This window comes from Moorena sp. SIO4G3, assembly GCF_010692305.1.
Lineage (GTDB): Bacteria > Cyanobacteriota > Cyanobacteriia > Cyanobacteriales > Coleofasciculaceae > Moorena > Moorena producens_A.
Window position 1 is genome coordinate 1 of record NZ_JAAHIG010000015.1, and the last position, 25,358, is coordinate 25,358.

20 protein-coding genes and 1 pseudogene are annotated in these 25,358 nt (G+C 44.7%); 15 read left to right on the plus strand and 6 right to left on the minus strand.

Annotation, left to right across the window (positions count from 1 at the left end):
* The 6 genes and pseudogenes from F6J99_RS04925 to tilS form a co-directional block, all read left to right on the plus strand.
* Positions 1-251, plus strand: a pseudogene (locus tag F6J99_RS04925) (MBOAT family protein); the annotation flags it as partial.
* 424 nt (positions 252-675) lie between these two features.
* On the plus strand, positions 676-801 hold the full coding sequence (locus F6J99_RS04930; RefSeq protein WP_293111956.1) for a hypothetical protein: 126 nt from the start codon (positions 676-678) through the stop codon (positions 799-801).
* Positions 802-820: 19 nt separating this feature from the next.
* Entirely contained in the window at positions 821-1,903 is a 1,083-nt protein-coding gene (gene psbA / locus F6J99_RS04935; RefSeq protein WP_070396249.1) for a photosystem II q(b) protein, read from the plus strand.
* 361 nt (positions 1,904-2,264) lie between these two features.
* Positions 2,265-3,359 (plus strand): c-type cytochrome biogenesis protein CcsB, encoded by a 1,095-nt coding sequence (gene ccsB / locus F6J99_RS04940; protein ID WP_293111957.1) that lies wholly within the window; start codon positions 2,265-2,267, stop codon positions 3,357-3,359.
* A gap of 345 nt (positions 3,360-3,704) precedes the next feature.
* The gene (locus F6J99_RS04945) at positions 3,705-4,769 is read left to right on the plus strand and encodes a KGK domain-containing protein (protein WP_293111958.1); all 1,065 of its coding nucleotides are present in this window, start codon (positions 3,705-3,707) and stop codon (positions 4,767-4,769) included.
* A gap of 183 nt (positions 4,770-4,952) precedes the next feature.
* On the plus strand, positions 4,953-5,966 hold the full coding sequence (tilS, locus tag F6J99_RS04950; protein WP_293111959.1) for a tRNA lysidine(34) synthetase TilS: 1,014 nt from the start codon (positions 4,953-4,955) through the stop codon (positions 5,964-5,966).
* A gap of 194 nt (positions 5,967-6,160) precedes the next feature.
* On the opposite strand, the gene hmpF is transcribed toward tilS, so the two are convergent.
* The 3 genes from hmpF to F6J99_RS04965 all read right to left on the minus strand — a co-directional run bounded on the left by hmpF (position 6,161) and on the right by F6J99_RS04965 (position 10,073).
* Positions 6,161-7,924 carry a pilus motility taxis protein HmpF gene (hmpF, locus tag F6J99_RS04955; RefSeq protein ID WP_293111960.1) on the minus strand — a complete coding sequence of 588 codons (1,764 nt, stop codon included), beginning with the start codon at positions 7,922-7,924 and terminating at the stop codon, positions 6,161-6,163.
* 175 nt (positions 7,925-8,099) lie between these two features.
* Positions 8,100-9,614 (minus strand): reverse transcriptase domain-containing protein, encoded by a 1,515-nt coding sequence (locus tag F6J99_RS04960; RefSeq protein ID WP_293111961.1) that lies wholly within the window; start codon positions 9,612-9,614, stop codon positions 8,100-8,102.
* Positions 9,615-9,887: 273 nt separating this feature from the next.
* Positions 9,888-10,073 carry a hypothetical protein gene (locus tag F6J99_RS04965; RefSeq protein ID WP_293111962.1) on the minus strand — a complete coding sequence of 62 codons (186 nt, stop codon included), beginning with the start codon at positions 10,071-10,073 and terminating at the stop codon, positions 9,888-9,890.
* 807 nt (positions 10,074-10,880) lie between these two features.
* Here F6J99_RS04965 and F6J99_RS04970 point away from each other — a divergent pair.
* From F6J99_RS04970 to F6J99_RS04995, 6 genes are all read left to right on the plus strand, one after another.
* Complete coding sequence (locus F6J99_RS04970) at positions 10,881-12,089, plus strand: response regulator (protein WP_293111963.1); 1,209 nt, start codon at positions 10,881-10,883, stop codon at positions 12,087-12,089.
* A gap of 299 nt (positions 12,090-12,388) precedes the next feature.
* Positions 12,389-12,754, plus strand: a complete 366-nt coding sequence (locus F6J99_RS04975) for a response regulator (protein ID WP_070396243.1) — start codon at positions 12,389-12,391, stop codon at positions 12,752-12,754.
* Between the two features lie 21 nt (positions 12,755-12,775).
* Positions 12,776-13,306: a chemotaxis protein CheW gene (locus F6J99_RS04980; RefSeq protein ID WP_070396242.1), complete on the plus strand. Its 531-nt coding sequence runs from the start codon at positions 12,776-12,778 to the stop codon at positions 13,304-13,306.
* A gap of 90 nt (positions 13,307-13,396) precedes the next feature.
* Positions 13,397-16,456, plus strand: a complete 3,060-nt coding sequence (locus F6J99_RS04985) for a methyl-accepting chemotaxis protein (protein WP_293111964.1) — start codon at positions 13,397-13,399, stop codon at positions 16,454-16,456.
* A gap of 7 nt (positions 16,457-16,463) precedes the next feature.
* Positions 16,464-17,246 (plus strand): MlaE family lipid ABC transporter permease subunit, encoded by a 783-nt coding sequence (locus tag F6J99_RS04990; protein ID WP_070396240.1) that lies wholly within the window; start codon positions 16,464-16,466, stop codon positions 17,244-17,246.
* Positions 17,247-17,514: 268 nt separating this feature from the next.
* Positions 17,515-20,124: a M1 family metallopeptidase gene (locus tag F6J99_RS04995; RefSeq protein ID WP_293111965.1), complete on the plus strand. Its 2,610-nt coding sequence runs from the start codon at positions 17,515-17,517 to the stop codon at positions 20,122-20,124.
* A gap of 139 nt (positions 20,125-20,263) precedes the next feature.
* Here F6J99_RS04995 and F6J99_RS05000 read toward each other — a convergent pair whose 3' ends face one another.
* Together F6J99_RS05000 and F6J99_RS05005 are read right to left on the minus strand one after the other, a co-directional pair.
* A complete protein-coding gene (locus F6J99_RS05000) occupies positions 20,264-21,337 on the minus strand; it encodes a hybrid sensor histidine kinase/response regulator (RefSeq protein ID WP_293111966.1) in 1,074 nt (357 codons plus the stop codon).
* Positions 21,338-21,489: 152 nt separating this feature from the next.
* Positions 21,490-22,218, minus strand: coding sequence for a response regulator (locus F6J99_RS05005; RefSeq protein ID WP_293111983.1), 729 nt, complete (start codon positions 22,216-22,218; stop codon positions 21,490-21,492).
* Positions 22,219-22,227: 9 nt separating this feature from the next.
* Between F6J99_RS05005 and F6J99_RS05010 the strand changes: the two genes are divergently transcribed.
* Positions 22,228-22,374 carry a hypothetical protein gene (locus tag F6J99_RS05010; RefSeq protein WP_293111967.1) on the plus strand — a complete coding sequence of 49 codons (147 nt, stop codon included), beginning with the start codon at positions 22,228-22,230 and terminating at the stop codon, positions 22,372-22,374.
* On the opposite strand, the gene F6J99_RS05015 is transcribed toward F6J99_RS05010, so the two are convergent.
* Entirely contained in the window at positions 22,357-22,989 is a 633-nt protein-coding gene (locus tag F6J99_RS05015; protein WP_293111968.1) for a helix-turn-helix transcriptional regulator, read from the minus strand. The genes F6J99_RS05010 and F6J99_RS05015 overlap by 18 nt on opposite strands.
* A gap of 557 nt (positions 22,990-23,546) precedes the next feature.
* On the opposite strand from F6J99_RS05015, the gene F6J99_RS05020 reads away from it, so the two are divergent.
* A complete protein-coding gene (locus F6J99_RS05020) occupies positions 23,547-24,608 on the plus strand; it encodes a hypothetical protein (protein WP_293111969.1) in 1,062 nt (353 codons plus the stop codon).
* A gap of 33 nt (positions 24,609-24,641) precedes the next feature.
* Positions 24,642-24,854 carry a hypothetical protein gene (locus tag F6J99_RS05025; protein WP_293111970.1) on the plus strand — a complete coding sequence of 71 codons (213 nt, stop codon included), beginning with the start codon at positions 24,642-24,644 and terminating at the stop codon, positions 24,852-24,854.
* Positions 24,855-25,358 lie beyond the last annotated feature (504 nt).

Consider the following 25,358-nt stretch of genomic DNA (forward strand, 5'->3'; position numbering starts at 1 on the left):
TCTGGGGTCACCGAGCTGACATCCAATTTTCTCAAAAAGTCTACTTAACCGCTATTGGTATGGAACGCTTCTGGGTGGTTCTGCTGTTAGTTAGCTTAGCAGCCTCGATGGCTGGGGTTTACAGTATCCGAAGGGGTCTGAAATTACAACTCAACTGGCCGGTGAAGTTGTTGTTGGTGCCAGTAGGTCTCTACGTAGTTTGGTTGTTTGCTCCTCAGAGTGGTCTACCTTACATTTATTTCGATTTTTAAAGTTAGTTAACTAAAGATTAATTAAAGCAAATAAATGTTTAATTAATTGAATAAATGCAAAATAAACTAAGTAAAAATTTCGTTGATATTAAGAAATATCAAAAAAAGTGGAGATTCAAGATTAGCTGGCAGGCATTAGAAGCCCCACACCTAATGCGCAGCATAGGTGTGGGATGAATTTTGCACAGAGTATGTATGGAATTGCTATAATATATGTACTGATAAACAAAGCCGTTCGCGTAGCGTGGCCTACGGCCTTAAATGCTGGGCAAGTCAGCTATTTAACTAGCGAAAAAATCGAATTTTTGTATTGTTCCGGCGCGGAGGGGCATCCCGTGTCGTTAATAAAGCTTGCCGAGTATCCGAACCGTTGGGTGGAGTTGGCAAGAAGCCCACACTGAACCTGTAAGGTCAGTGTGGGAGTATGTCACTGTTAATAGTATTAATCATAAGCCAAGGCAAGAAGACTATTCTCTTGGTGCGCGTTCACGCTTGTCGTGAAACCCGACCGGGATCGCACCGCATCTTTACCTCTGGCACTTTCCGTTAATTGCCATAATATTTGAACCATGACAACTACATTAAGAGGTCGTGAAAGCGGCAATCTTTGGGATCGGTTTTGTAACTGGATTACCTCCACCAATAACCGCCTCTACGTAGGCTGGTTCGGTGTTTTGATGATCCCTTGCTTGCTAACCGCTACCATCTGCTTTATCATCGCCTTCATCGCTGCTCCTCCGGTGGACATCGACGGTATCCGTGAACCGGTGGCTGGCTCTCTGATCTACGGTAACAACATCATTTCTGGTGCCGTTGTACCTTCTTCAAATGCTATCGGCTTGCACTTCTACCCGATTTGGGAAGCCGCGTCCTTGGATGAATGGTTATACAACGGTGGCCCTTACCAGCTGATTGTGTTTCACTTCCTAGTTGGCATCTTCTGCTGGATGGGTCGTCAGTGGGAGCTGAGCTATCGTCTGGGTATGCGTCCTTGGATTTGCGTAGCTTACAGTGCCCCTGTGGCTGCCGCTACCTCTGTTTTCCTGATCTACCCCATTGGTCAAGGCAGTTTCTCTGATGGCATGCCTCTAGGAATCAGTGGTACCTTCAACTTCATGTTCGTCTTCCAAGCAGAGCACAACATCCTGATGCACCCCTTCCACATGCTCGGTGTAGCTGGTGTATTTGGTGGTGCGCTGTTTAGTGCGATGCACGGTTCTCTAGTGACCTCTTCCCTGGTTCGTGAGACTACCGAAATCGAGTCTCAGAACTATGGTTACAAGTTCGGTCAAGAAGAAGAAACCTACAACATCGTTGCTGCTCACGGTTACTTTGGCCGTTTGATCTTCCAGTATGCTAGCTTCAACAACAGCCGTTCCTTGCACTTCTTCTTGGGTGCTTGGCCAGTTGTTGGCATCTGGTTTACCGCTTTGGGTATTAGCACTATGGCCTTCAACCTGAACGGCTTCAACTTCAACCAGTCAGTGCTTGATTCTCAAGGTCACGTCATCAACACCTGGGCTGATGTGCTTAACCGGGCTAACTTGGGCTTTGAAGTGATGCACGAGCGTAATGCTCACAACTTCCCTCTCGATTTGGCTGCTAGTGAGGTGGCTCCAGTTGCTGTGAGTGCTCCTATCATCAATGGTTAATCTTGACCCGGGAAAGAGGCGCGAGCGATCGCACCTCTTGCAATAAAGCGTTCTTCTGTGAGGAAGGGCGCTTTTTTTGTAGGAAGGAACCGCAAGTCTCAAACTTGAGGGTGCGGAATGTGGGTACTCATACCAAGTTGCGGTCAAACATACAACTTTCTCTTCCCCCAATTTCCCCATCTCCCTATCTCCCCATCTCCCTATCTCCCCATCTCCCTATCCAACCAATCTACTATTTTTGAATACAACTCGGTATCAGGCACTAGCACTCTATCAAAAGGGTCACATCTAACCGATAGGATAGTACTAATGCTGCAATAATATAAGCTTTATACAAAATAAACTTGAGAGAGAACACTGTATGGATCTGGTTACACTCCAGAACAAATTAGATAATATTGCCTTTTTCGTCCTGTTTGTGACGATGTTAATTTACTGGGTAGGAGCGGCTTTTCCTAAAATCCCTTATTTGTCACCCTTAGGAACATCAGGGATGGCAACCGCCAACCTTTGCACTGCTACCTTACTCGGAGCAAGATGGCTAGAGGCAGGCTACTTCCCGATCAGTAATCTCTATGAATCCCTATTTTTCCTAACCTGGGGAATTACCACAGTTCATCTAATTGCTGAAAACATGAGTCGCAGCCGATTGGTAGGCGTGGCTACTGCACCAGTCGCCATGGGAATTACCGCATTTGCGGCTCTATCCCTACCACCAGACATGCAGGAAAGCGCTCCATTGGTACCTGCTCTGAAATCCAATTGGTTAATGATGCATGTTAGCATCATGATGCTCAGTTACGCCACCCTGATGGTGGGTTCCCTGGTAGCGATCGCATTTTTAGTGATTACCCGTGGTCAGAACGTGGAACTGCGAGGAAGTTCTGTCGGGACTGGTGGCTATCGCAGCAAGACTAACGTACCGAATAACTTACCAGGGAATTCCACTTTTAAACTACAGCGCAACGGTAATCAACCACTTTCTCAACCTGTAGTTACCTCTGATACCTCATCCCCTTTAGCTGAACTGGGACAGAGTAATGCAGCTAGTACTACAGCAGTGCTCGATTTAGTAACTACCCCCGACTCATCCGTACCATCAGTATCCACAGCACCCACCCTCTCACCCCAGAGGCTAAATATTGCCGACACTCTTGATAATATCAGCTATCGTATTATTGGGCTGGGGTTTCCTCTGCTCACCATTGGGATTATTGCCGGTGCCGTTTGGGCAAACGAGGCTTGGGGTTCATACTGGAGTTGGGACCCAAAAGAAACCTGGGCATTAATTACTTGGCTAGTGTTTGCTGCCTATCTCCATGCCCGCATTACCCGTGGGTGGCAAGGACGCCGACCAGCAATTTTGGCAGGGACAGGACTTCTAGTTGTCTGGGTTTGCTATCTAGGAGTCAATCTATTGGGTAAAGGCTTACATTCCTACGGCTGGTTCTTCTAAGAACTCTATATTTCCGTGATTGAGTGCATGCCCTAAATTGCTTCTACTGAAAACCTGCTTTAATGCCTAGAGGCATCGGAGAATTAACCCTAGAAAAACTACCTTTGACTCAAAGGAATAGTTGGGTCTATGGTTGGAAAGCGATGCAGAGGTGCGACCCGTGGCGAATTTAATTACGGGTCAAACGCACCATTACGGTCTTGGGGAGGCAGCGCCGACCTGTGGGGGTTCCCCCCATGAGCAACTGGCGTGGTTTCCCCCACTCGCGCTTTGCATGGCTGACAATGAAACTCCTGGCCTCTAGGCATGGAAGCTTATCGAAAAGTTTGATCGGGGAAAATAGTTGTGGATAATCAGTTCAAGCCACTCGCTGTTGGTGAAGTACTATCAGTGGATGAATCTGCTCAAATCTTTATTGGTAACCGTACCTTTAGGGTCGGTGAATTCTTAGTTGCTATCAAAAAGAAATTGGTAGAAGTTTTAGGGGATGAATGGAGTGCAGAACAGGAAAGTTGGTTTAGCGAATCCGGTATTCCCTGTGAAGTGTTGCAATTTTCTGCAAATAACTGGCAGCAAGGCAAGGTAAGACTTAATCTAGAATTTTGCCTTGTCGAGGCTCAGGATAAAGTTGATAATATATCAGCTATTGGTGGTGAAACATTACAAAGCACATCAACCCAGGTAGCAGAACAGCTAGACCTCACAGAGCCAGAAACTAGTAATGATTCTGGATTGGAGCTGGGAGTTGGAGCAGCCACAGTTGCTGTGACTGCTACTGGAATATCACTAGCTGAAGAACTGGAGGAAGATGCCTCAACTGCTATCTCGGATGAGATGACACTTAAACCAACACTTGATGCAGATGAAGACATTGCTCTCGATCAAACCCTAACCAGTCAAGAGGATGACTTTGATTTAGGAGGCTTTTCCGATAGTCAGGAAAGTGAAGAAGATATTGGTTTTGAACAAACCCCAACCAATCAAGAAGATGAGTTTGATTTAGGAGACTTTTCCGATAGTCAGGAAAGTGAAGAAGATATTGGTTTCGAACAAACCCCAACCAGTACTGAAGATGAGTTTGATTTAGGAGACTTTTCCAATAGTGAGGAAGATATTGGTTTCGGACAAACCACAACCAATCAAGAAGATGACTTTGATTTAGGAGACTTTTCCGATAGTGAAGAAGATATAGAGTTCGTAGAATCACCGACAGCAGAGGAAGAAGATTTGCTGGATTTGTCAGCAGTATCAACAGACAGTAGTAATGATTTTGATCTGGGTGATATGTCTGATGATAGTGATGAAGACATGTTTAAACTGGACGATATTTCCTTTGATGAGGAATCAGAAAACGGTGATGATAATTCCCTAATGGATGATGTCTGGCAGGAAATGAATGAACTTAAATAAGGGTAAATAATAGTCTATTGGTAAATGTTGTGGTAAATGTTGACATAGGAGCATCGTAGTGAACACGCTGATTTCAAGGCTTTTAAGAACCTTGAGCGTTTAGGATTTATAGGATTCTAGGGTATCTATGACCTACAAAATTCAAAATCTCAAAGTTTTGGATAACTATTCATAACCACTCTAATGTCTGAGATACCGAGTTGGACACCTCTTCATGCACGGCTACATAGAACCCTGCGGCAAAAGAAGCTACTACCAAAGAATCAGCAGGTTTTAGTAGCCGTATCCGGTGGGCAAGATTCCCTTTGTCTAACCAAACTACTCCTAGATTTACAGCCCAAGTGGAAATGGCAGCTAGGAATCGCCCACTGTGACCACCGTTGGCCCTATGATGAAGGAATTTCTCTTCATGTACAGCAAATTGCTCAAAGTTGGGGGCTTCCATTTCATCTACGAACTGCCCCTGAAGTGACAAAGAGCGAATCAGCAGCGCGGCAGTGGCGTTATCAAGCCCTGATTGACATTGCCCAAACTCAAGGTTACCCCACTGTTGTCACAGGTCACACAAAAAGCGATCGCGCTGAAACAGTCCTCTATAACCTGATCAGAGGTTCAGGCACTGATGGCTTGCAAGCCTTGACCTGGGAACGACCTCTTGCTCCTGGAGTAAGTCTGGTGCGTCCCCTACTTGAGACATCCCGTAGCGAAACTCTCCAGTTTTGCGAGCAGCAGCAACTTTCCATTTGGGTGGATGCTTACAATCAAGACCTTAACTATGCTCGTAACCGCATCCGCCAAGAGCTAATCCCCTATTTAAAAACCCATTTCAACCCACAAGTTGAGACCGCATTGTCCCAAATTGCTGAAATCTTGCGAGCAGACGTCGAATATCTCGAAAACACTGCTGAGCAAATCCAAAAGCAAGCCATGGCAGTACCTACGGTCGAGGAAGATCCTGGTAGCAATAGCCCTCCACGATTGAATCGTCTGGTATTACAGCAAGCTCCCCTAGCTCTGCAACGTCGTGTGATTCGGAAGTTCCTTCAGGAAAACCAAACCAAAGCCCTGAGCTTTGAGCAAATCGAAGCCGTGACTGGTTTAATTGCTGCTCCCAACCGCTCTCGAACGTCATCCTTTCCTGGTGGAGTAACAGCCTTGGTAGAAGAGGAATGGATTATACTGAAGTATCAAGTATGAAGTATTAAGTATAAAGTATGAAATATTAAACAGTTCTATCTCTTAGTTTCTGAGAAATTTTTTTTCCTTCAACCTACCCTACACCGAATACGGGGCGAACAACATTCAACCTTGGCCAAAAGGCCACGCTACGCGAATAACATTCAAGCTTGGCCAAAAGGCCACGCGTGGGCGTTCAATATTAAACCTTAAACCTAAGAAGCTGCCAACTCTGGAGATTGGCTTAAGCTACTGATGATTTGGGATATTTGAGCGATCGCTTGTTGTTGAGAATCACCTGTTTTCTGGATGTGATTCAGAGCATTTGCGATCGCATCCAGCTTCTGTCGAAGTTCATTGAGACCATCTTGCAATGGCTGTAGGGTTTTTTCATAGAGATGAACTTTGCCCCAAAGTTGAGCTACCTTCACCTGATTGGAGAGCCAACTTTCCTCCAAATTGTTTACCTGAGCCAGCTTAGCATCCTTTTCTTGGGTTTGTTGATTGATCAATTCTTCAGCTTGGCTAACCCTAAGGCGCATCTGTTCAATTTCTCGTTCTAGTTGTTGCAATTGATCTGAGTGTTGTTTGCACTGTGCTTCTAGTTCGATCAAAATTGGTCCTAAGTCAATTTTCTGGTTTTGTTGACCATTACTATCCACAATTCCTTGCCGCAGTCGCAACACTCGTAGGTGCTGATTTAGAATTTCTTCTCGTTCCCATAGAGTCCGGCGTTGACCCACCAAGGTTCTGTCCAGCATCTGGTAACGGTCTTGCTCATCTGCTAACTGGGTTTCTAGACTAATACGATCGTACTCACTAGCGACCCTAATCTGTTCTTGTAGTTCTTCAATCCCTTGGTGTTGGAGTGTTAGTTCTTCTTCTTGGTCATTGACGAAGCGTACAACTTTTTCCAAATCCTGCTGCAAATTCTGAACTATATCCTGTAACTCACCCAAGGGCATTTTTTCTAGTGCTGCAATATCCACCATTTGGCTAATCTTGACATCCCCTGATGTTGCTGCCATTCGAGCCAGTTCTTGGTATAATTTTTCCTGAGTTTGGAGTTGCAGACTCACCATCCTAGCTGATTCAACCTTGATCTCTAGATTGGTTTGCTGCACTTGCCTTTCCCGGTTTGCCTGTTCACAGGATGCTTGTAATTGTTGTAGTTGTTGGGTTTGATGTTGGACTTCTTCCCCTTGACCCTTAACATCTGCTTCCAATTTTTGAGCTAATAGACGCTGTTCATTTAACTGCTGCCAGTGAGTATCCAACACCGAATGCTGATCCTTGACGACTTCCAAGGCTTGATTCAGTGGTTCCCAGACAGATTGTGTTGATTCTGCTCCTCCTGATAAGCCATTGAGCAATTGCTGAATCACACCAGCCTGCTGAGCATCTAAACCAGCAGAGTATTGACCATCTGAAACTTGCTCTTGTAAGCGTAGCTGCTGTCCCCGGAGTTGTTCCCAAGCCCCTTCAAGCTCCTTACTTTTACGCTCCAATTCTTGGCTGAGTTTAGCAGTTTCTGTCTGAGTACTTTCCAGTTCTTGGCGTTGTTGCTCTATTCTAGAAAAATCCTCCTCCATCGTTTGCATCTGCTCAAGCCGTGCTTCCATTTCCATCTCGCGACGGTTGAGTTCTTGACTTTGATAGGTCAAAGATTGCTTCCACTGCTCAATTTCTTCTTCCTGGTTTTTTGACTTTTCTAGCAAGCGAGAAAAATTTTGCAACAGATTGACTAACCTTCCCCCCGCTGCCTCGATTGTTCCCTGTATTTGTCGATTCCCACTCAGGTTAACAATCACCAACGCACCATCACCAAAGTTATTGGCTTGTTCTGTCGGAAGCACTTCCTCCCCAGACACCTTATTCCAACTCTGGTCAGTCCGCTGAAAAGCCAGCAGTTTCAGTTCGGCCTGAGCTCTACCCATAAACCCAGTTTTCTGCTTTCTTACCTCTGCGAGATACAGCACACTGATCGTCCTCTTTTAATTGTATTGTGCCCAATTCTTGATTAACACATTTGAACGCTTAACCCCTTTGGGGTTACAGGGTGGTAATGTTACGGTCGATGCCTGGTATTATCCAGGGCACCTCCGCTCCAGAACCGTACGTGAAAGTTTCCCCTCATACGGCTCCTAAGTATCCTCAACCAATAGGCTTGCCTTTCGGCTTGCTCCAGTGGATTTCTTGGTGGCAGCTTTGATGGACTGCCATTAAATTCTTGCGTTTCCAGTTGGCGTGGTTTCCATCGACGTGATGAAGGTGTACAATCTGGTCGCTCAAGAACTTGTGCCCACAATGTCCACAGGAATGGTTTTGCCTTTTCAAAGCTTTAGCGGTAGCATCGTCGTATAGTACGGAGTTCCGCATACTCCAATAGACTAGGTCTCCGTCATAGGGGGACTTAGTCCCTCTTACGTTTACGTGTTGGTTCTGTTTGTACCCAATTGCTGGGAAGCCTTTCTTGCATAATTCATTGGCTCTGTACCGGTTCACTTTCTTTTCCTTTCGGAACTTACGGTTTGCGGTCTTGTTCAGGAACCATAGATTATCTCGGGAACTGCTCAAGTCGCAGCTTTTATGGTAGTTCCTCCAACCACGCACGATTGGGGCTAGTTTTTGGGCTTTTACTTCGGCACCATAATTCGAGTTATTGACCACGGCTTTTACCTTCTTTCGGAAGTTTCGATGGTTTTCCTCTGAGGGAATGCATCTGAACTTTCCGTTTTTCTGGACTCGGAATTTCCAACCCAGGAAGTCAAACCCGTCTGTCGTTTTGGTTAGTTTGGTCTTTTCTTGATTTACTTCTAAGCCACGTTGGGCTAAGAAGTTCTTCACTTTTTCCAAAATCTTTTCAGCGTTATCTTTTGGTTTGAGAATAAATACCATATCATCCGCATATCGGATGCTGGCGTGTATATTCTCTATTCCATCAAGTGCAATGTTGGCTAGAAGTGGACTGACCACACCGCCTTGGGGCGTTCCTTGCTCCGGGAATTCTGGATTGATGCCTGCTTTTAGACATCTGAATATCCCCATCTTCAGACCCGCAGGGGCTAGCAATCTATCCATTATGGAGCTGTGGGAGATGCGGTCGAAACACTTTTTGATGTCCAGTTCAACTACTCTTTTTGTGATGCCGTTGGCGTCCGATTTTAGATGTAGGAACAAGCGTTTTTGTGCGTCTTGGGCACATCTGCCTGTTCTGAATCCATAACTATCGGCACTGAACGTGGCCTCATGGGCTGGTTCAAGAGCATATTTGGCTAGACATTGCCATGCTCTGTCTTGGATTGTAGGTACTTTCAGCATTCTCGTACTCCCATTTTTCTTGGGTATAGGGATTTCCCTTAACCCTTGGTGCGTCCAGTTTTCCGCACGGTCGCCTAGCATTTTAAGTACCTCGAACCTTTCTTTGTAGCTTAGGGATTCTTTCCCATCTACTCCTGCGGTTCTTTTTCCAAGATTTAGCTGTGTCACTTGACGGATTGCCAGTAGTTGTGCTGAGCGGGATTTCAGAATCAGTTTTTGTAAAGACCGCGCCTTTCTCAGGTCACCATCTCGAACTGCTTTATACACTCGCTTTTGTAGGCGAAAAAGGTTCCGGCGGAGTTGCTTCCACTTTTGCCTTTTCCAAAGGTCACTATATCTATTTGACATGTGTCTACCCATGCTCTCCATTAGTTTTGTGTACTCTGGATACCCGCCACCAGTTTTATGGTGGCATCCTACCCGACAGTGGGGATTAAGTTTGGCATAACTTACCGAGGCTCGACCCTCCTCAGACCCATATTTGCTGTCGTTTTTACTCGTTCCGTCTGTCAGATTGTTTTGGTGATTTAGGGCAGTCCAATTTGCCTATCCTCTTCTCAGAGATTACAGCTATCCCGAAAAACGACGCTGTGAGAATTAGAGAATCTAGTCGCACACTATTTACATCTCAGATTGTGGCTTTAATCTTAGACACTTTTCTAGGACTAGTTTTACCCATGTCACCTCCCCGTTAGCGCCAGTGATACCTATCTGCTTCGGTTCTGGTTGCGCCCTGGTGCCAGCTTCACTCTGCGGAGTTGCCGCCCGCTCGGTGTGGCCAAGGTAGGGAGTCACTTGTCTCCTCAAGGGGTGGGTTTTCACCACCATCCAAAAGACAGTTAGAACTTTTGAGGTGTTTTAACCTCGCGAGTCCCCTAGCACATACCCCTTCAGTCGCTGAAGGCTCCTAGCTAGAACGAGCCGCACTTTCGGAGATTATTGGTCAACCGATCTATTTTTTATCCTTAAGGCTATTAGTCCTTTAAAGGATGACGGCAGTCAGTATATTTAGACACTTAATGTATTTTAAGGTATTTCCCAGACTTGATCTGCGAATCAATAAAGGTGATCAGAATAGAAATAGATTGATGAGGATAGTCTTAGGAATCTTCCCACAGAGGGGTTTAGTTTCCCCAACCCGTCTAGTTTCCCCAACCATAGATTTTATCCACCCAGAGGTTCGAATTTTCTAGATTGAACATAACATCTTACCCCATCACTTTCTTCCCTTGTGCCTAATCCCTATTCAAATAAATATACTTAATTTATATGCTTATATGTTATCCAATGGTGTTTAAAGTCCTAACCTATAACCTTGGACATCTTAGCTTAAGTTTCCAGTAACCGTCAAAATCCCAGTCTTACCGCTAATCAGTTACTTCGCGCTTTGGTTAGCTGTCTGCAGCCATGCTAAGCTTCCACCAGTTGGCTTACAGAAGTGATTCCTTAGCAACTCTCCTAGCCTCACCCAATTTTTGGGGATATTTTCATTGTACAGTTAAGCCATTTCTTGAGCAAAGATAGATCAGTACCAGTTTATGGGCATCCTTTAACTCAATGACAGGTCATAATCTCAGATACATCAACAGGTTGTTAGGAGCACATTGTCTTTAAATGCAGGGAACTTTGAGTGAAATTGATATCCGTAGCATCCTGCAACTGATCGAGCTAGGTCAGCGAACCGGGGAACTCTTAGTCGAGGCCTATAGCCCTCACCCTAGTAGCAAGGCTAGCAATAGTGGCAGCAATCGTTTTACCTCAGGTAGACTTTACCCGCAGCCAAAACTACCAAGTCCGCTTCCGTATTGGTTTGTCTTCTTCCTCAATGGGCAGATTGCCTATGCTGCTGACAGCGATGGGAGCTTGTCGCGCCTGCATGATTATCTGCGCCGCTATAAAGCCAATGATGCTCTCGAGCAATTGGAAAGTCTGTCCATTGCGGCTACCAATGCTCTAGAGTATGGTTACCTTTGGGCTTTGTTAGAAAACCATGTTATCACACCAAACCAAGGGCGAAGCATCATTCAAAGCATGGTTAATGAAACCCTTTTTGATTTGCTGAGCCTTCACCATGGCTACTTTGTATTTGAAATTGGTCCAGCATTAGCACCGCAACTTACTACCTTAGAAATAGGACCATTGCTCAGAGAGATTATGAAGCAGGTGCAGGAGTGGAAGCAATTGTGCCCTCATATCCAATCTCCCCATCAGTGTCCAATGATTACTGCCCATGACCAGTTACAGGCTACACTGCCCGAAAAATCCTTTAAACTCATAAGCAGTTGGGTAGATGGCAAAACTTCTCTACGCCAGTTGTCCCGTTATCTCCATCGTGACCTGATCACCGTAGCTCGGGCTATTTATCCCTATGTACAACAGGGGTCAATCCAAATGGTAACCCCCAAAGAACCAGATACGCCAGCCATTGAAGAGCAATGGGAGTTAAAGAAAGTTACACGATCTGTTGTCTGTGTTGATGATGATCTCGCAGTTGGAAAAGCTGTGGAATATACCCTACAAGCCAAAGGTTATAAAGTTACAGCAATTCAGAAGCCCCTAAAGGCTCTGAGTCAGGTTTTTCAACTCCAACCGGATCTCATCCTCTGTGACCTAGTAATGCCTGACCTAGATGGTTATGAGCTTTGTGGCATGTTACGCCAATCCAGAGTATTTCGGCAAACCCCCATCATCATGCTCACAGGCAAAGATGGCTTTATCGATCGCGTCAGAGCCCGGATGGTAGGCGCAACTGACTACTTAACCAAGCCCTTTGGAGATCATGAGTTATTGATGCTTTTGGAGAAATACATTTGGTCGAGGTGACCAACGAACAATGCCAAGATAGTAATGCTCTGACCAAAGAATTATATCAAGGGGAAAATATTGCTGTGTCAGCCTTTGAGTTATTAATACAGGCGTCTAACCCATCAGTTAATTAACCAACACTATCCTAATTAAACCCACTGGTCAAGCTAGGAGCTTCCACAAATTCAAGAAAAATCTAGTCTTTCTTGGTATCACCACCGATAGATGAGCGATACTGTAATCATGATTCAGTTTATAGACCCAAATCGGGCTATGGTTTAATTTCACGACCTTTCCCGAGGGTCGAGCTAGGAGTTATGAGTAAAGTTTTAGTTGTAGAAGACAGCCTTGCTCAACGGCAGATGATCTCAGACCTCCTCAAAGGTAGTGGTTTGAAGGTGGATGTTGCCAGTGATGGTGTTGAGGCTTTAGAACATATTTTAGAGTATTGTCCAGATGTAGTTGTCTTGGATATAGTGATGCCACGCATGAATGGCTATGAGGTCTGTCGGCGTCTTAAGGCTGACCCCAAAACTCAGAATGTGCCAGTGGTGATGTGTTCTTCAAAAGGCGAAGAATTCGACCGCTATTGGGGCATGAGGCAAGGTGCAGATGCATACATTGCGAAGCCTTTTCAGCCAACGGAGTTGATTGGAACAGTTAGACAGCTACTCAGAAGATAAATATATTGGTATTTGACGGTAATGGTTGCTAATCCGGACTTTGTAACTGACTCGGCTCTTGAACAAGCCCCAGAATTGCAGGAATTGGAAAGTCCTGAAGGCGAACTATACCTGCGGTTTTATCTGCCATCTGGTGATGAATTTGCTCTGCCTGCTACTGGTATCAAAGAGGTAATTGACCCCTGCCCTGAACAAATTACTCCTATTCCTAATGCTTCCCCTCTATTGTTGGGGACCTTCAATCGACGTGGGCGCGTAATTTGGGTCTCAGATCTGGGTCAGTTTCTAGGGGATAAAACGGTTTTAAATACAGACCGTATGGAAATCCCCGTTATTGCTATTGAAGATCAAGACACTATGCTGGGGTTGGCAGTTCAAAAAATTGTCTGTACAGACTGGCTGGATGTGGAAAAGTTACATATGCCTACCAATGTTGCCGATAGTATGGCTCCTTTCTTACGCGGTGAGTGGTTGCTAGATATTGAGTCTAATCAGGTTCTGCGACTACTTGATCATGTGGCGATTATACGCTCAGCAAGGTGGGCAGCCTAAAACTAATTATTAAAAATTGAACATTAAAAATTAGTGGGATTAATTATTATTAAACATTAAATTAATTTTTAATGCTTCGGGAGGAGGTAAATGGCATCCAGTATAAATTACCCCCAGCAGTATGGGGAAGCCGAAAAAGCCTATATGCAGGGCAAATACCAAGAAGCGGCAACAATTGTTGATCGTTTGATTGAGGATTTCCCTAATGAACCCAGTGCGCTGCTACTGCGGGGTCATATTTACTGCTATGGTCTACAGCAGTACGATGTGGCTCGCCAACAGTATGAATCAGTACTCAATCTGACCTCTGAGCCAGATTTTGTTAATTATGCCAATAACGGTCTAGAGTACGCCCAGCAATCCACAAATGCTGATCAAGCTGCTGGGTTATCACCTGATGATGATGTCAATACATCACAGGTAAAACTAGATGAGACTGAGGAGTTGAGTGCAGAAGCCACACAAGGAAATTGGCAAGACTTCGCTGATTTTAATGATATCAGTGAATTTGACCCGGAAAGCTTAAGTTTTGAAAACACAGGGGTTGATGATTTTGCTTCAGAATCAACCTCACCCTTTAACGATTCTTTTCAAGATTCCACTAGTGATGAAGGCACCATAGATTATCAGTCTTCTTCTAATCTAGACCCCTTTAGTATCGTCAGTGACCTAGAAGAAGACAGTGAGGATTTAGAGAGTTGGGAAATTGCCTCTGAGGATTTAGAACTCGATGTGAACCCTGTCAGTAGTCAGACTTCTTATAATGGCACAGAAGGACACTTTCCTGAACTCTCTCAAGAGGAGGGTCTACAAACATTTATGGTGTCTCCTGAAGTTAATTTAGACGAAGATATATCTTATGGTTCAGAAGAGTTAACTAGTGAATATAGCACAGTTGAGTTTAACGTCCTGGCTGAAGAAGAATTAGAATCCCTGCCGGATTACGAGTTTAGCGATATCAAGGAGCAATCAAAGAATTCCTTTGTTGAAGCTGCAACCCTGTTAATGAATTCAGCAGAGCTTGAGGAGCATTTTTACCCGACTCCAAGTTCTGAGCCTACCGCGACTACCCAAGAAAATTATGCCAGCACCGAGCAGTCTTTGGAACCTGAGGAACCAACGGGGGATACTCAATCCTATGCTGACAATCAAGAGGACTTAGAATATCTCAATGATGAGGCGACTGACTCTACTGAACCCTATTTATCGGAAAACTATGGCTCGGATGAGCAACTTTTGGACTCAGCTTACGAACATAATGGGTTCAACTCTCCAAGGCCAAACCAAATTAATTTGGAATCCTTTGATGATGATTCTTGGACAATGGATGATGTAACGGAATCAGAAGAGGAAATCTTGTCAGGAATTGAAGCACATCAAGGGGTAAAAGAGGGTTTTTTAGATGAGTTTGACCTATTTGATGATGATTTAGATTCAATCCCTGATTTCTCTGTTGATGATCAGCAACCACTGTCCAATGAGAGTGGTGACAATAGTGATTTTGATGTCTTAAGCAGTACTGGCTCAACACTCGGAAGTACTGGGTCAATGGATATGAACACCAGTGGTGTAAGTGCTGTAGCCAATCATGATTATCCGTCAGCCACTGCCAATGAGGAGCTATTTAGCCTTAGTAGTGCCACCGAGCCAATTCCTATTTATAATCCCACTAAAGACATTGACAAAGAGCTAGTTGTTAGTATTGAGCAAGGTCCACTAGCTCCGATAGAAAACGCTCCTGTCAACCAGAAGAATTGGATGACTGCCTTGATTACTGGCGCGGTCTCAATGGTGGTGGTAGCGGCGGTGAGTGCTGGAGCTCAATACATGGTTCGAGATGATCCATCCTTCAAAAATCATGTGCGAAATACTAGTATTCTGATGACCCTAGCCGCTGGTGTTGCCAGTTTTGGTACGACTCTGGCTGTGGGGAGTATTACAGCTAGGCAGATTAGACGTAGTACCGAAAACCTGAAAACCCAGTTTGAAGGAGTCTCTCAGGGTAATCTCAATGCCCATGCTACCATTTATTCCCAGGACGAATTGGGTGAGTTAGCCCATAGTTTCAACCAAATGGCTAGAGTCATCTTAACAACGATGACGGAAGCACAACGAAAGGCAGAAGAGCAAGAACAGGCAAAAGAAGACCTCCAACGCCAGGTAATTCGATTGCTTGATGATGTGGAAGGGGCAGCACGGGGGGATTTAACGGTACAAGCAGAGGTCACTGCTGATGTTTTGGGGGCAGTTGCTGATTCCTTCAACCTGACCATCCAAAACCTACGGGAAATCGTACAACAAGTCAAGCAGGCAGTGCGTCAGGTGACCAAATCTTCCACCGATAGTGAGTCCTTTGCCCGTAGCTTATCTTCTGATGCTTTACGCCAAGCTGAGGAACTGGCGGTGACCCTGAACTCTGTACAGGTGATGACCGATGCTATTCAGCGGGTAGCAGAGAGTGCACGAGAAGCTGAGGAAGTTGCCCGCTCAGCCTCAGCTACCGCTCTCAAAGGTGGTGAGGCTGTGGAGCGCACTGTGGCCGGAATTTTGCAAATTCGTGAAACTGTAGCAGAAACAACTCGTAAAGTCAAGCGTTTGGCAGAATCTTCCCAGGAAATTTCCAAAATTGTGACATCGATTTCTACGATTGCTTCCCGAACGAATTTGTTAGCGCTCAATGCTAGTATTGAGGCGGCAAGAGCTGGAGAAGCTGGTCGAGGCTTTGCTGTTGTTGCCGATGAGGTACGACAGCTCGCTGATAAGTCAGCCAAGGCACTCAAGGATATTGAACATATTGTGTTGCAAATCCAAAGTGAAACCGGTTCAGTTATGACAGCTATGGAAGAAGGCACCCAACAGGTGATTGAAGGTACTAAACGAGCAGAACAAGCCAAGCAATCCCTAGAAGATATTGTGCAAGTGGCAAACCGGATCGATGCTTTAGTACGTGCAATCACTGCGGATACTATCGAGCAAACTGAAACATCCCGTGCTGTTGCCCAAGTGATGCAATCCGTTGAGTTAACCGCTCAAGAAACCTCCCAAGAAGCCCAAAGGGTTTCTGGAGCTTTGCAAAATCTGGTCGGTGTGGCGGGAGAGTTGCGGACATTTGTTGAGCGTTTCCGTGTGGAAGCGAATGATGGGAAATGATTGATTAATGGCTAAAACTTCCAGCCTCGGGTTATGGAGTCAGCGTTTACTGGCTGCGATTTTCTTAGCTGGGCAAGTGATACTTCATCTACTAACTGGGAAGATTCACCGCCGCAATACTATCGAGCAAATGGTAACTGTTGGACCAGAGTCTCTGATAATTGCTCTGCTCACTGCTACTGTAATCGGTATGGTGTTTACCATTCAGGTAACACGGGAATTCATTAATTTTGGTGCAACCAATGCCATTGGGGGAGTCTTGGCTCTGGCTTTAGCTAGGGAATTGGCTCCGGTGTTGACTGCTGTGGTTTTGGCAGGACGAGTTGGTTCGGCATTTGCTGCTGAAATTGGTACTATGCGCGTTTCAGAGCAAATTGATGCTTTGTATATGCTTAAGACTGACCCGATTGATTACTTAGTGATTCCTCGAGTTATTGCTTGTTGTCTGATGCTGCCAGTGTTGACGATTCTCGCCATTGTGACTGGTATGGTAGGAGGAGTACTCCTGGCTCAGAATATTTATGGTATTCCCCAGTCTGTGTTTCTTGATTCCGCTCGTAACTTCCTAGGAATTTGGGACTTGTTCTCTGCTGCTATTAAATCTGTAGTGTTTGGGCTGTTAATTTCTGTGATTGGTTGTAGCTGGGGGTTAACCACGACAGGAGGTGCTAAGGGTGTAGGTCAATCTACCACCACTGCTGTTGTTACTGCTTTGCTGGCAATTTTTATTAGCAACTTTTTCTTATCATGGTTGATGTTCCAAGGCATGGGTAGTGCGGTAATTAGCTAAATCAGCTAAATCGGTTGTTGATCGTTAATTTTTTATTTCCCAAAACCAATGAGTTAACAGACACTCACAAACCAGTAATCTTCCCTCAAGGTCTGTAGCTGTTAAAAATTCCATAAAACCTGACCTGATCAGGATTAATCGACAGATCAGTTAATTTAGAATAGAGCAATCGACCGCTACAGGAAGGGCGATTCCTTTTCCTTTCCGAAACTTCCCATAGCTCCACTTAACCCTATTGTCCACACTGTTCAGTTCTACAACTTCACTAATGTCCCAGTCGTATTTTGATACCGAAAGCAAAACTCACAAGTCCTTTGAATTACCCGGTGCTAGACCCCAATACAATCCTGACCGCCCAGGACAAGTGGAGCATATTTTCCTGGATTTAACTCTGGATATCCCCCTCGAAAGGGTTAGCGGTACCTGCACTATCACCCTCAACCCAATACGCGGCATTAAACAGCTAGTACTTGATGCGGTTAACTTGACTATCGCTTCAGTGCAGGTTGACCAAATCCCCCAAGCCTTTGACTATGATGGGGAACAACTAAAGATTCAGCTACTTAACCCGGTTGTTGTTGGAAAAGCGATTAAGATTGCGATCGCATACAGTGTAGACAACCCCCAGCGGGGTATTTACTTCATTCATCCCAACCAACACTACCCCAATAAACCCACCCAAGTTTGGACCCAAGGAGAAGATGAAGACTCTCGCTACTGGTTCCCTTGTTTCGATTATCCTGGTCAACTTGCTACCTCCGAAATCCGGGTTAGAGTGCCAAAACCCCTGATTGCTATCTCCAACGGGGAACTAATTGCTACAGAAGAAGAAGGGGATGAAACCATATACCACTGGAGGCAACAGGAAGTTCATCCCACTTACCTGATGACTCTAGCAGTAGCAGACTTTGCGGAAATTAAGGATGAATGGCAGGGCAAACCAGTCAGCTACTACGTGGAGAAGGGGCGAGAGGAGGATGCTCGCCGTAGCATGGGCAAAACTCCTGGAATGATAGAGTTCTTGAGTAAAACCTTTGGCTATCCCTACCCCTATCCGAAATACGCCCAAGTCTGTGTAGAAGACTTCATCTTTGGTGGTATGGAAAACACCTCCACCACTCTGTTAACAGACCGTTGCTTGCTTGATGAACGAGCAGCTACCGATAACCAACGGACTGAAAGCCTGGTGGTTCACGAACTTGCTCATCAGTGGTTTGGGGACTTAGTGGTGATTAAACACTGGTCCCATGCCTGGATTAAGGAAGGCATGGCATCCTACACAGAAGTGTTTTGGACCGAACATGAGTATGGTAAAGATGATGCTGCCTACTACCTACTCAATGAAGCACGTAGCTATATCTCAGAAGATAGTTCTCGTTACCGCCGCCCCATGGTGACCCATGTCTATCGAGAAGCTATTGAACTCTACGATCGGCACCTTTATGAAAAAGGTGCTTGCGTCTATCATATGATTCGGGCAGAGTTAGGGGAAGACTTGTTCTGGAAAGCAATCCAAACCTTTGTTAAAGATAATGCTCACAAAACCGTAGAAACCATTGACCTGCTAAGGGCGATTGAAAAAGCTACCGGTCGTAATCTGTTATTCCTATTTGACCAGTACGTCTTCCGAGGTGGTCATCCTGAATACAAAGTTGCCTATTCCTGGGATGGGGATAGCCAGTTGGCTAAAGTTACAGTAACCCAAACTCAGGCAAAAGATAGTAACACCGGTAGCGATAGTGAACTATTTGACCTCAAAATCCCGATTGCCTTTGGTTACACCCAGCTCGAAGAGGATTCTCCTGTGAAAACGTCTAATGAAACCTGTCTACAGACATTTACGGTCAGGGTTCATGAACGGGAACAAAGTTTCTATTTCCCACTGCAGAAAAAACCTAACTTAATTAGCTTCGACCACGGGAATAATTACCTCAAAACCGTTTCCCTAGAATACCCCATAGCCGAGCTCAAAGCCCAGCTTAAATTTGACCCAGACCCCATCTCCCGTATCTATGCAGGGAAAGCCTTGGCGAAAAAGGGAGGATTAGAAGCAGTAAAAGCCTTGTGTGATGCCCTAAAGAGTGACTCATTCTGGGGTGTTCGTTTAGAAGTCGCCAAACAATTAGCTAAGGTAAAACTAGATCAAGCCGAAGCCGCCTTAATTGCTGGCTTGTCCGATCAAAATCTCCGTGTGCGTCGTGCCGTTGTCCAAGCCTTGGGTGAGGTGAAGACTCTAGAAAGCTACAATGCTCTCAAGCAATTACTAGAAAAAGGGGATGCCAGCTACTACGTAGAAGCAACAGCCGCCAGGTCACTTGGGGGAATGCTTTCGGCAAGCCTTAAGGATAGAGAAGATGAAGTAATCCAATTGCTGACAAAAGTACTCGAAGAAAGGAGTGGTTGGAATGAAGTAGTACGTAGCGGTGCCATTGCTGGCTTAAGTCAAATTAAATCGTCACCCATTGCCCTAGACGTAATTTTGGAATATACCACTCCTGGCATACCTCAACCCCTTCGCCTAGCAGCGATTCGATCTTTAGGAGACATTTCTAAAGGTCAGACTCCCAATAAAATAGAGTCGATTCTGGAGCAATTAGAAGAACTTTCCCGTGAAACCTTCTATTTGACTCAAGTCACCATAGTTGGGGCTCTAGGAAAAATGGAAACCCCGAAAGCGATGGATATTTTGCGATCGCTTTTAGAGAATACGCCTGATGGGCGAATTCGTCGGATTGCAGAAGAAGCCATTCAGAAAGTCCAGAAAACCATTGGCTCTGACAAAGCCCTTAAACAGTTACGGGACGAACTTGACAAACTCAAAAAAGATAATCAGGCACTCAAAAGCCGCCTGGAAAACTTGGAAGCAAAATCTAATTAAGTAGGAAGTCTTTCTTTGACAGCTTTTACTTAAATTTATAGTCAGCTATCAGCTGAGAGCTCTCAGCTATCAGCCAAAGGCTGACGGCTGACGGCTGTTGGCGTAGCCTGCGCGTAGCGCATATGCTTACAATTTATAACTAAATTTCTACAGTGAACACTGAACCCGATGGTTGATTATTTTCTACAAATATTCTACCACCATGAGCTTCAACTGCCATTTTACAGAACGTTAATCCTAGACCAGTTTGAGAAATTCCAGTCATTAAATTTCCCACATCGTACTTATCAAAAATACGTTTTCGCAATTCTTCTTCAATCCCAGGTCCAAAATCTGCAATGCGAATTCTAGCTTGGGGTTCGGGATCTACTGGATAATCTACTTGCAGTAGAATTTTACTTTGTGAAGGAGAAAATTTGATGGCATTTGAGAGCAAGTTATCTAAGACACGACGGATTAAATTGGCATCAATTAAAAGAGCCTTACTAGATTCTGGTAGCTCACTAACTAGCTGAATATTTTTCTCATGAGCAATGGCTTGGAAATCTAAAACTACCTCTTGTTCGAGTGCATTTAGATCCACCAAGTCTCGATTAAGGCTAAGTTTTCCCGATTGTAACTTTGCCATCATCAATAAGTTATCCGTCATTGAGCGCAGCTGGAGAGCTGATTTCAAGATTTGTTCAGTCTTTCTTTGCTGTTTTTTGTCGAGTTCAGTTTGCTGCAAAATCTCACAAGATATGATAATATTAGCCAAAGGATGCCTCAAATCATGCACGATCATATGAGACATATCTTCCCTCAGCTGTAGAGTAGCAGCTAGCTGATCATGTTGTTTCTTGATCCGTAACATCGAACGCACTCTAGACCGCAGTTCGAGTCCACTAACCGGTTTACCTAGGAAATCATCAGCTCCTGCATCCAGGCATCGGGCAAGATCTTCCTTAGAATTCAGAGCCGTTACGATAATAATTGGGATATGGTGCCAGTTTGGGTGAGACTTGATCCGATGGCAAACCTCTATACCATCAAGTTCTGGCATCATCACGTCCAATAAGATTACGTCCGGCTGAATTTCCTCTAGACGGTTCAATGCCTCTTCACCACAAGAGGCATAGCTCAAGTTGTAACCTTCCTTGAACAGTAGAGCCTCAATGACATCAAACCCACAGGGTTCATCATCAACTACTAGTATAGAGTTTTGACTATCCATCAATAACACCCTTTATGCGCTTGAATAGTTGATCATATTAAATACAGATGTCTGGGATTGATGTTGGTTAAAACTAATTTATATACCATTAATTTATATACCATTAATTAGTAGGTTTAAACCTACTTGGGACTTATAACTAATGCAAATAACTAATTACTAACTAATTGCAAATCCTTAACCTCTACATGAACATACTTTTGAATAGTACTGACTAAGTTCTTCAGACTCACTGGTTTAGAGATGTATTCGTCCGCGCCAGCCCCTAGGCATTTCTCCTTATCTCCTGGCATCGCCAGTGCTGTTACGGCAATAATGGGAATAACGCTCGTTTCCTGATTGTCTCGAATTCGCTTAATCGCTTCAATACCGTCCATATCTGGCATCTGAATATCCATCATAATCAGCTGTGGGTGATACTCTTTAGCTTGGCTAATCGCTTCCCAGCCATTCTTGGCTAATATCAACCGATAGCCTTTGTTGAGCAAGTAATCCCAAATGGTCTTAATGTTAGTTTCATTATCCTCTGCAATTAAGATTAACGGTGACTCTGGAGCTTTGTGAGGCGTAACCATCAGAGCAGTTTCGCCATGCTTGACTGACTCTGGTGTTTCTAAAGGACCCAAAATTTTGCTAATTGTTGAGCGCAACAGTTGGCGGGAAACGGGTTTAACCAGATATTCAGACGCACCCATCTCCAACGCTTGCGATCGCTCATCCACTACAGAAAGAATAATCACTGGGATGTGTTCGGTTTGGGGATGAGCTTTTAGCTGAGCCAAAACCTTCCAGCCAGACACCTTCGGCAATTGCAAATCTAGGATAATCACCCCTGGGTTGACCTGTATAACCTGCTCGAGAGCACCTTCTCCTTCAGGGATTTACAAATATTGAGATGCACCCTCTTGCCTCTTGCCTCTTGCCTCTTGCCTCTTGCCTCTTGCCTTCCCCTCCTGGGAGGGGTTAGGGGTGGGTTCCTCTTGCCTCTTGCCTACTCCCTACTCCCTACTCCCTACTCCCTATTCCATACTAACTAATGCCTGTTGTTTAGCATAAATATTTTTCATATGCTTCTTAACGGTATTGGTAGTAATATAAAGCCGAGCTGCAATTTCTTTGTAAGACAGTTTATCTTTCTTAAGCAACCACACTTCAGCTTCCCGGTTAGTCAATCCATATTTTTTAGCATCAGTAATAGCAGCATTGTAGCGAGAATTATGGCGATTTTCTATAGTTACTAACAGATAAGGATCTGCTTGATTATCCAAGGCTAACCATCTGACCCTAACTCGAAATGTTAGGGAATTATCCGTTTTGATTTCCGACTCAAGAATCATTTTTTGCCCAGAAAACCAATCGCGACTATCAATTAACGCTTCGCACACTCCCCAAATTGACTCAGGGATAGAACTCATCTGTGACTTATCTTGACAGAGTTGACGACAAATGCGACTCCCACGTTCATTAGCATGAACCCACTTTCCTTGAGACGTCAGAATCAATACACCGTCAACAAACCCTTCAAGAATAGCTTGTAGAAGGAATTGAGAGTTTTTCGATTGTAAACTAGCAATTTTAGACTTATTTTCTGAATGACTGAGCTGAGCGAAACTTTTAACTTGCTGGTTAATCTGGGACTGTAAGCTATACATGTTGAATCTCCTTCAATACCCATAACCCATGCGAATTACCCAAGAACTCTATACAGAGATGGCTGAATTGAGTAACTCGTCGTGGCTTACTTATACAGTCATTTTTATAGGCGAACTCCTGTAGCTACAATGAGCAAGCTACAGATTTCCCAAGTTCGTTGCATTTGTTTGCAATCAACGGTAGCCGGGTGAAGGGACCGGAAGGAAGGTGAAGTTGGGTGCATCTCAGTTTTGAAAATTTTGCGTAGGGTGCGTTAGGGGGGTTTCATTTTTCGCTTCTTAGTCAGGGTTATGTTGCTGCCCGTAACGCACCACCGTGTCAAACAGCAAAAATGAGATGCACCCGGTGAAGTTTTTCGACAGTTATTCGTTTTTTATTTGTTTTGTGGAGTGAAAATCCGAAATTATACTCTTGAGGGGTGTTGCTCTATATATATATCTCTCAATAAATACCATTAGATTACGGCAATGTGTAGAAATCGTGAATGGGCTAGCTAAGCCAAGTCATGAAACTACCTTGCCACAATTTTGTCACTCTATTACATGATCCATGAGCAATGAATCCAGCATTTATCGATGAGTGGTTTCCGGATGAGTTACAAGACAACTATATATATAAACTGATCACCCCACGACGGGTCGGTTTAACTCGCTGTCGGGCAGAGTATTTCGTGCGATTGTGGGCTTATCTACTCCTCAAGCAACAGGACTTGAGTGGTCGCTTAAGAAAACCCCTTAGCCAATTGACCATACCGAAAGGGTTTGTGCCCTGTACTAATCGAGAAGCGGCAGAACTGTTCTATGCTAACAAAGACCGAGGAAGCGATCGCGCCGCTGGGATGATGATTGATATCCTAGTGGACCTCGGATTAATTGAGAAACTCTTTGATGGCAATACGATTTGTATCAAAATTCGCCCTGTTGCCCATTTAACATCGTCTAACCCATTAGCTGAGGCCATACAGTTCCAAGTTGATGGCTTTAACCCGCGCACTGATGCTGTGATCGTGGCGAATTTCTTGGCTCGCAACTACAACTGGATGAGTAATACCAGCAATTATATCCCCTTCAAAATTACCAAGCTGTTACGGAGCTGGGCAGATCAATACCCCAGTAGTATGCGAGTGCTACGTCGCTGTGATACCTCTGCTCCCGTTGGATTCTATATGCTCTATCCCACCGCCAGTGAGTCTGAGGAAAAATTCTTCCTTCCCCCTATCAATAGTCTCTATTTGAGTTCCAGCTCCACTATCGACCCCCTAAAAATGGCTACCCCCGGAAATCCGGATTGTACTTCGGTCTTAGTCAGGAGTTGGATGATTGATACTCCTTATATAACTCACCAAAATGTGTGTCGATTCCTGGAGGATGTGCAGCAAACCCTAGTGGGTATGGAAGCTGATTTTCCGAACCTTTGGGATTTATACGCCATGACCATCCATCCCAGTTATCAAGAGCTGTCAATGGCGATAGGATTTCAGAAAATCGGTGATCAGACCAATTCCTCTGTGTCATGGCTGTATACATCAGTAGACCAATTTTTGAATCTAGCCATGGAAAAGGCCATATCAAAACTGGAATTTAGGTGCCATGGCGCTGAATCAAGACTGACCGGGTGACAAGCTGCTTGAAAATATCAATTTAATAGTTTGGTGGAACAGGCATCGTTGTGGAACCGTCATGTTGCTGGAATCTGCATATTCGTGGAACGGGCATCTTGCCCGTTTCATTTTCCGGCGAACAGGATGCCCACCCCACAGGCATCGTGGAACGGGAATCGTGGTGGAACGGGCATTGTGGTGGAACAGGCATTGTGGTGGAACGGGCATCTTGCCTGTTTCATTTTCCGGGCTAGCAGCAATTAAGTATTACGGTGGGCAGTGCATCAGACAGATAATAAAGCTTGCAAAGGGCTTTGCTAGGCACTGCCCACCCTAGGATTCTCTACTGCATATTCGTGGAACGGGCATCTTGCCTGTTTCATTTTCCGGGCTAGCAGCAATTAAGTATTACGGTGGGCAGAGCATCAGACAGATAATAAAGCTTGCAAAGGGCTTTGCTAGGCACTGCCCACCCTAGGATTCTCTACTGCATATTCGTGGAACGGGCATCTTGCCCGTATCCTGCCGACAGCTCTAACAAACCTATATCTGGTTAAGAAAGCGATCGCACCTTTTTTATTAAGTAATGTTAAGTTGTTATAGCAGTCAATCAGACAGATTCCGCAAGCTTGTCATAGCGTTAGTAGGCACTTCCCAACCTAGGACTAATCCCTAGGATTAATCAAAATAGTCCGAGATTTCAGTAAGTATTCACAAAAGCAATCACTCCTATTTTGTTAAGCAATGTTAAGCTAAAATAGCAGTGGT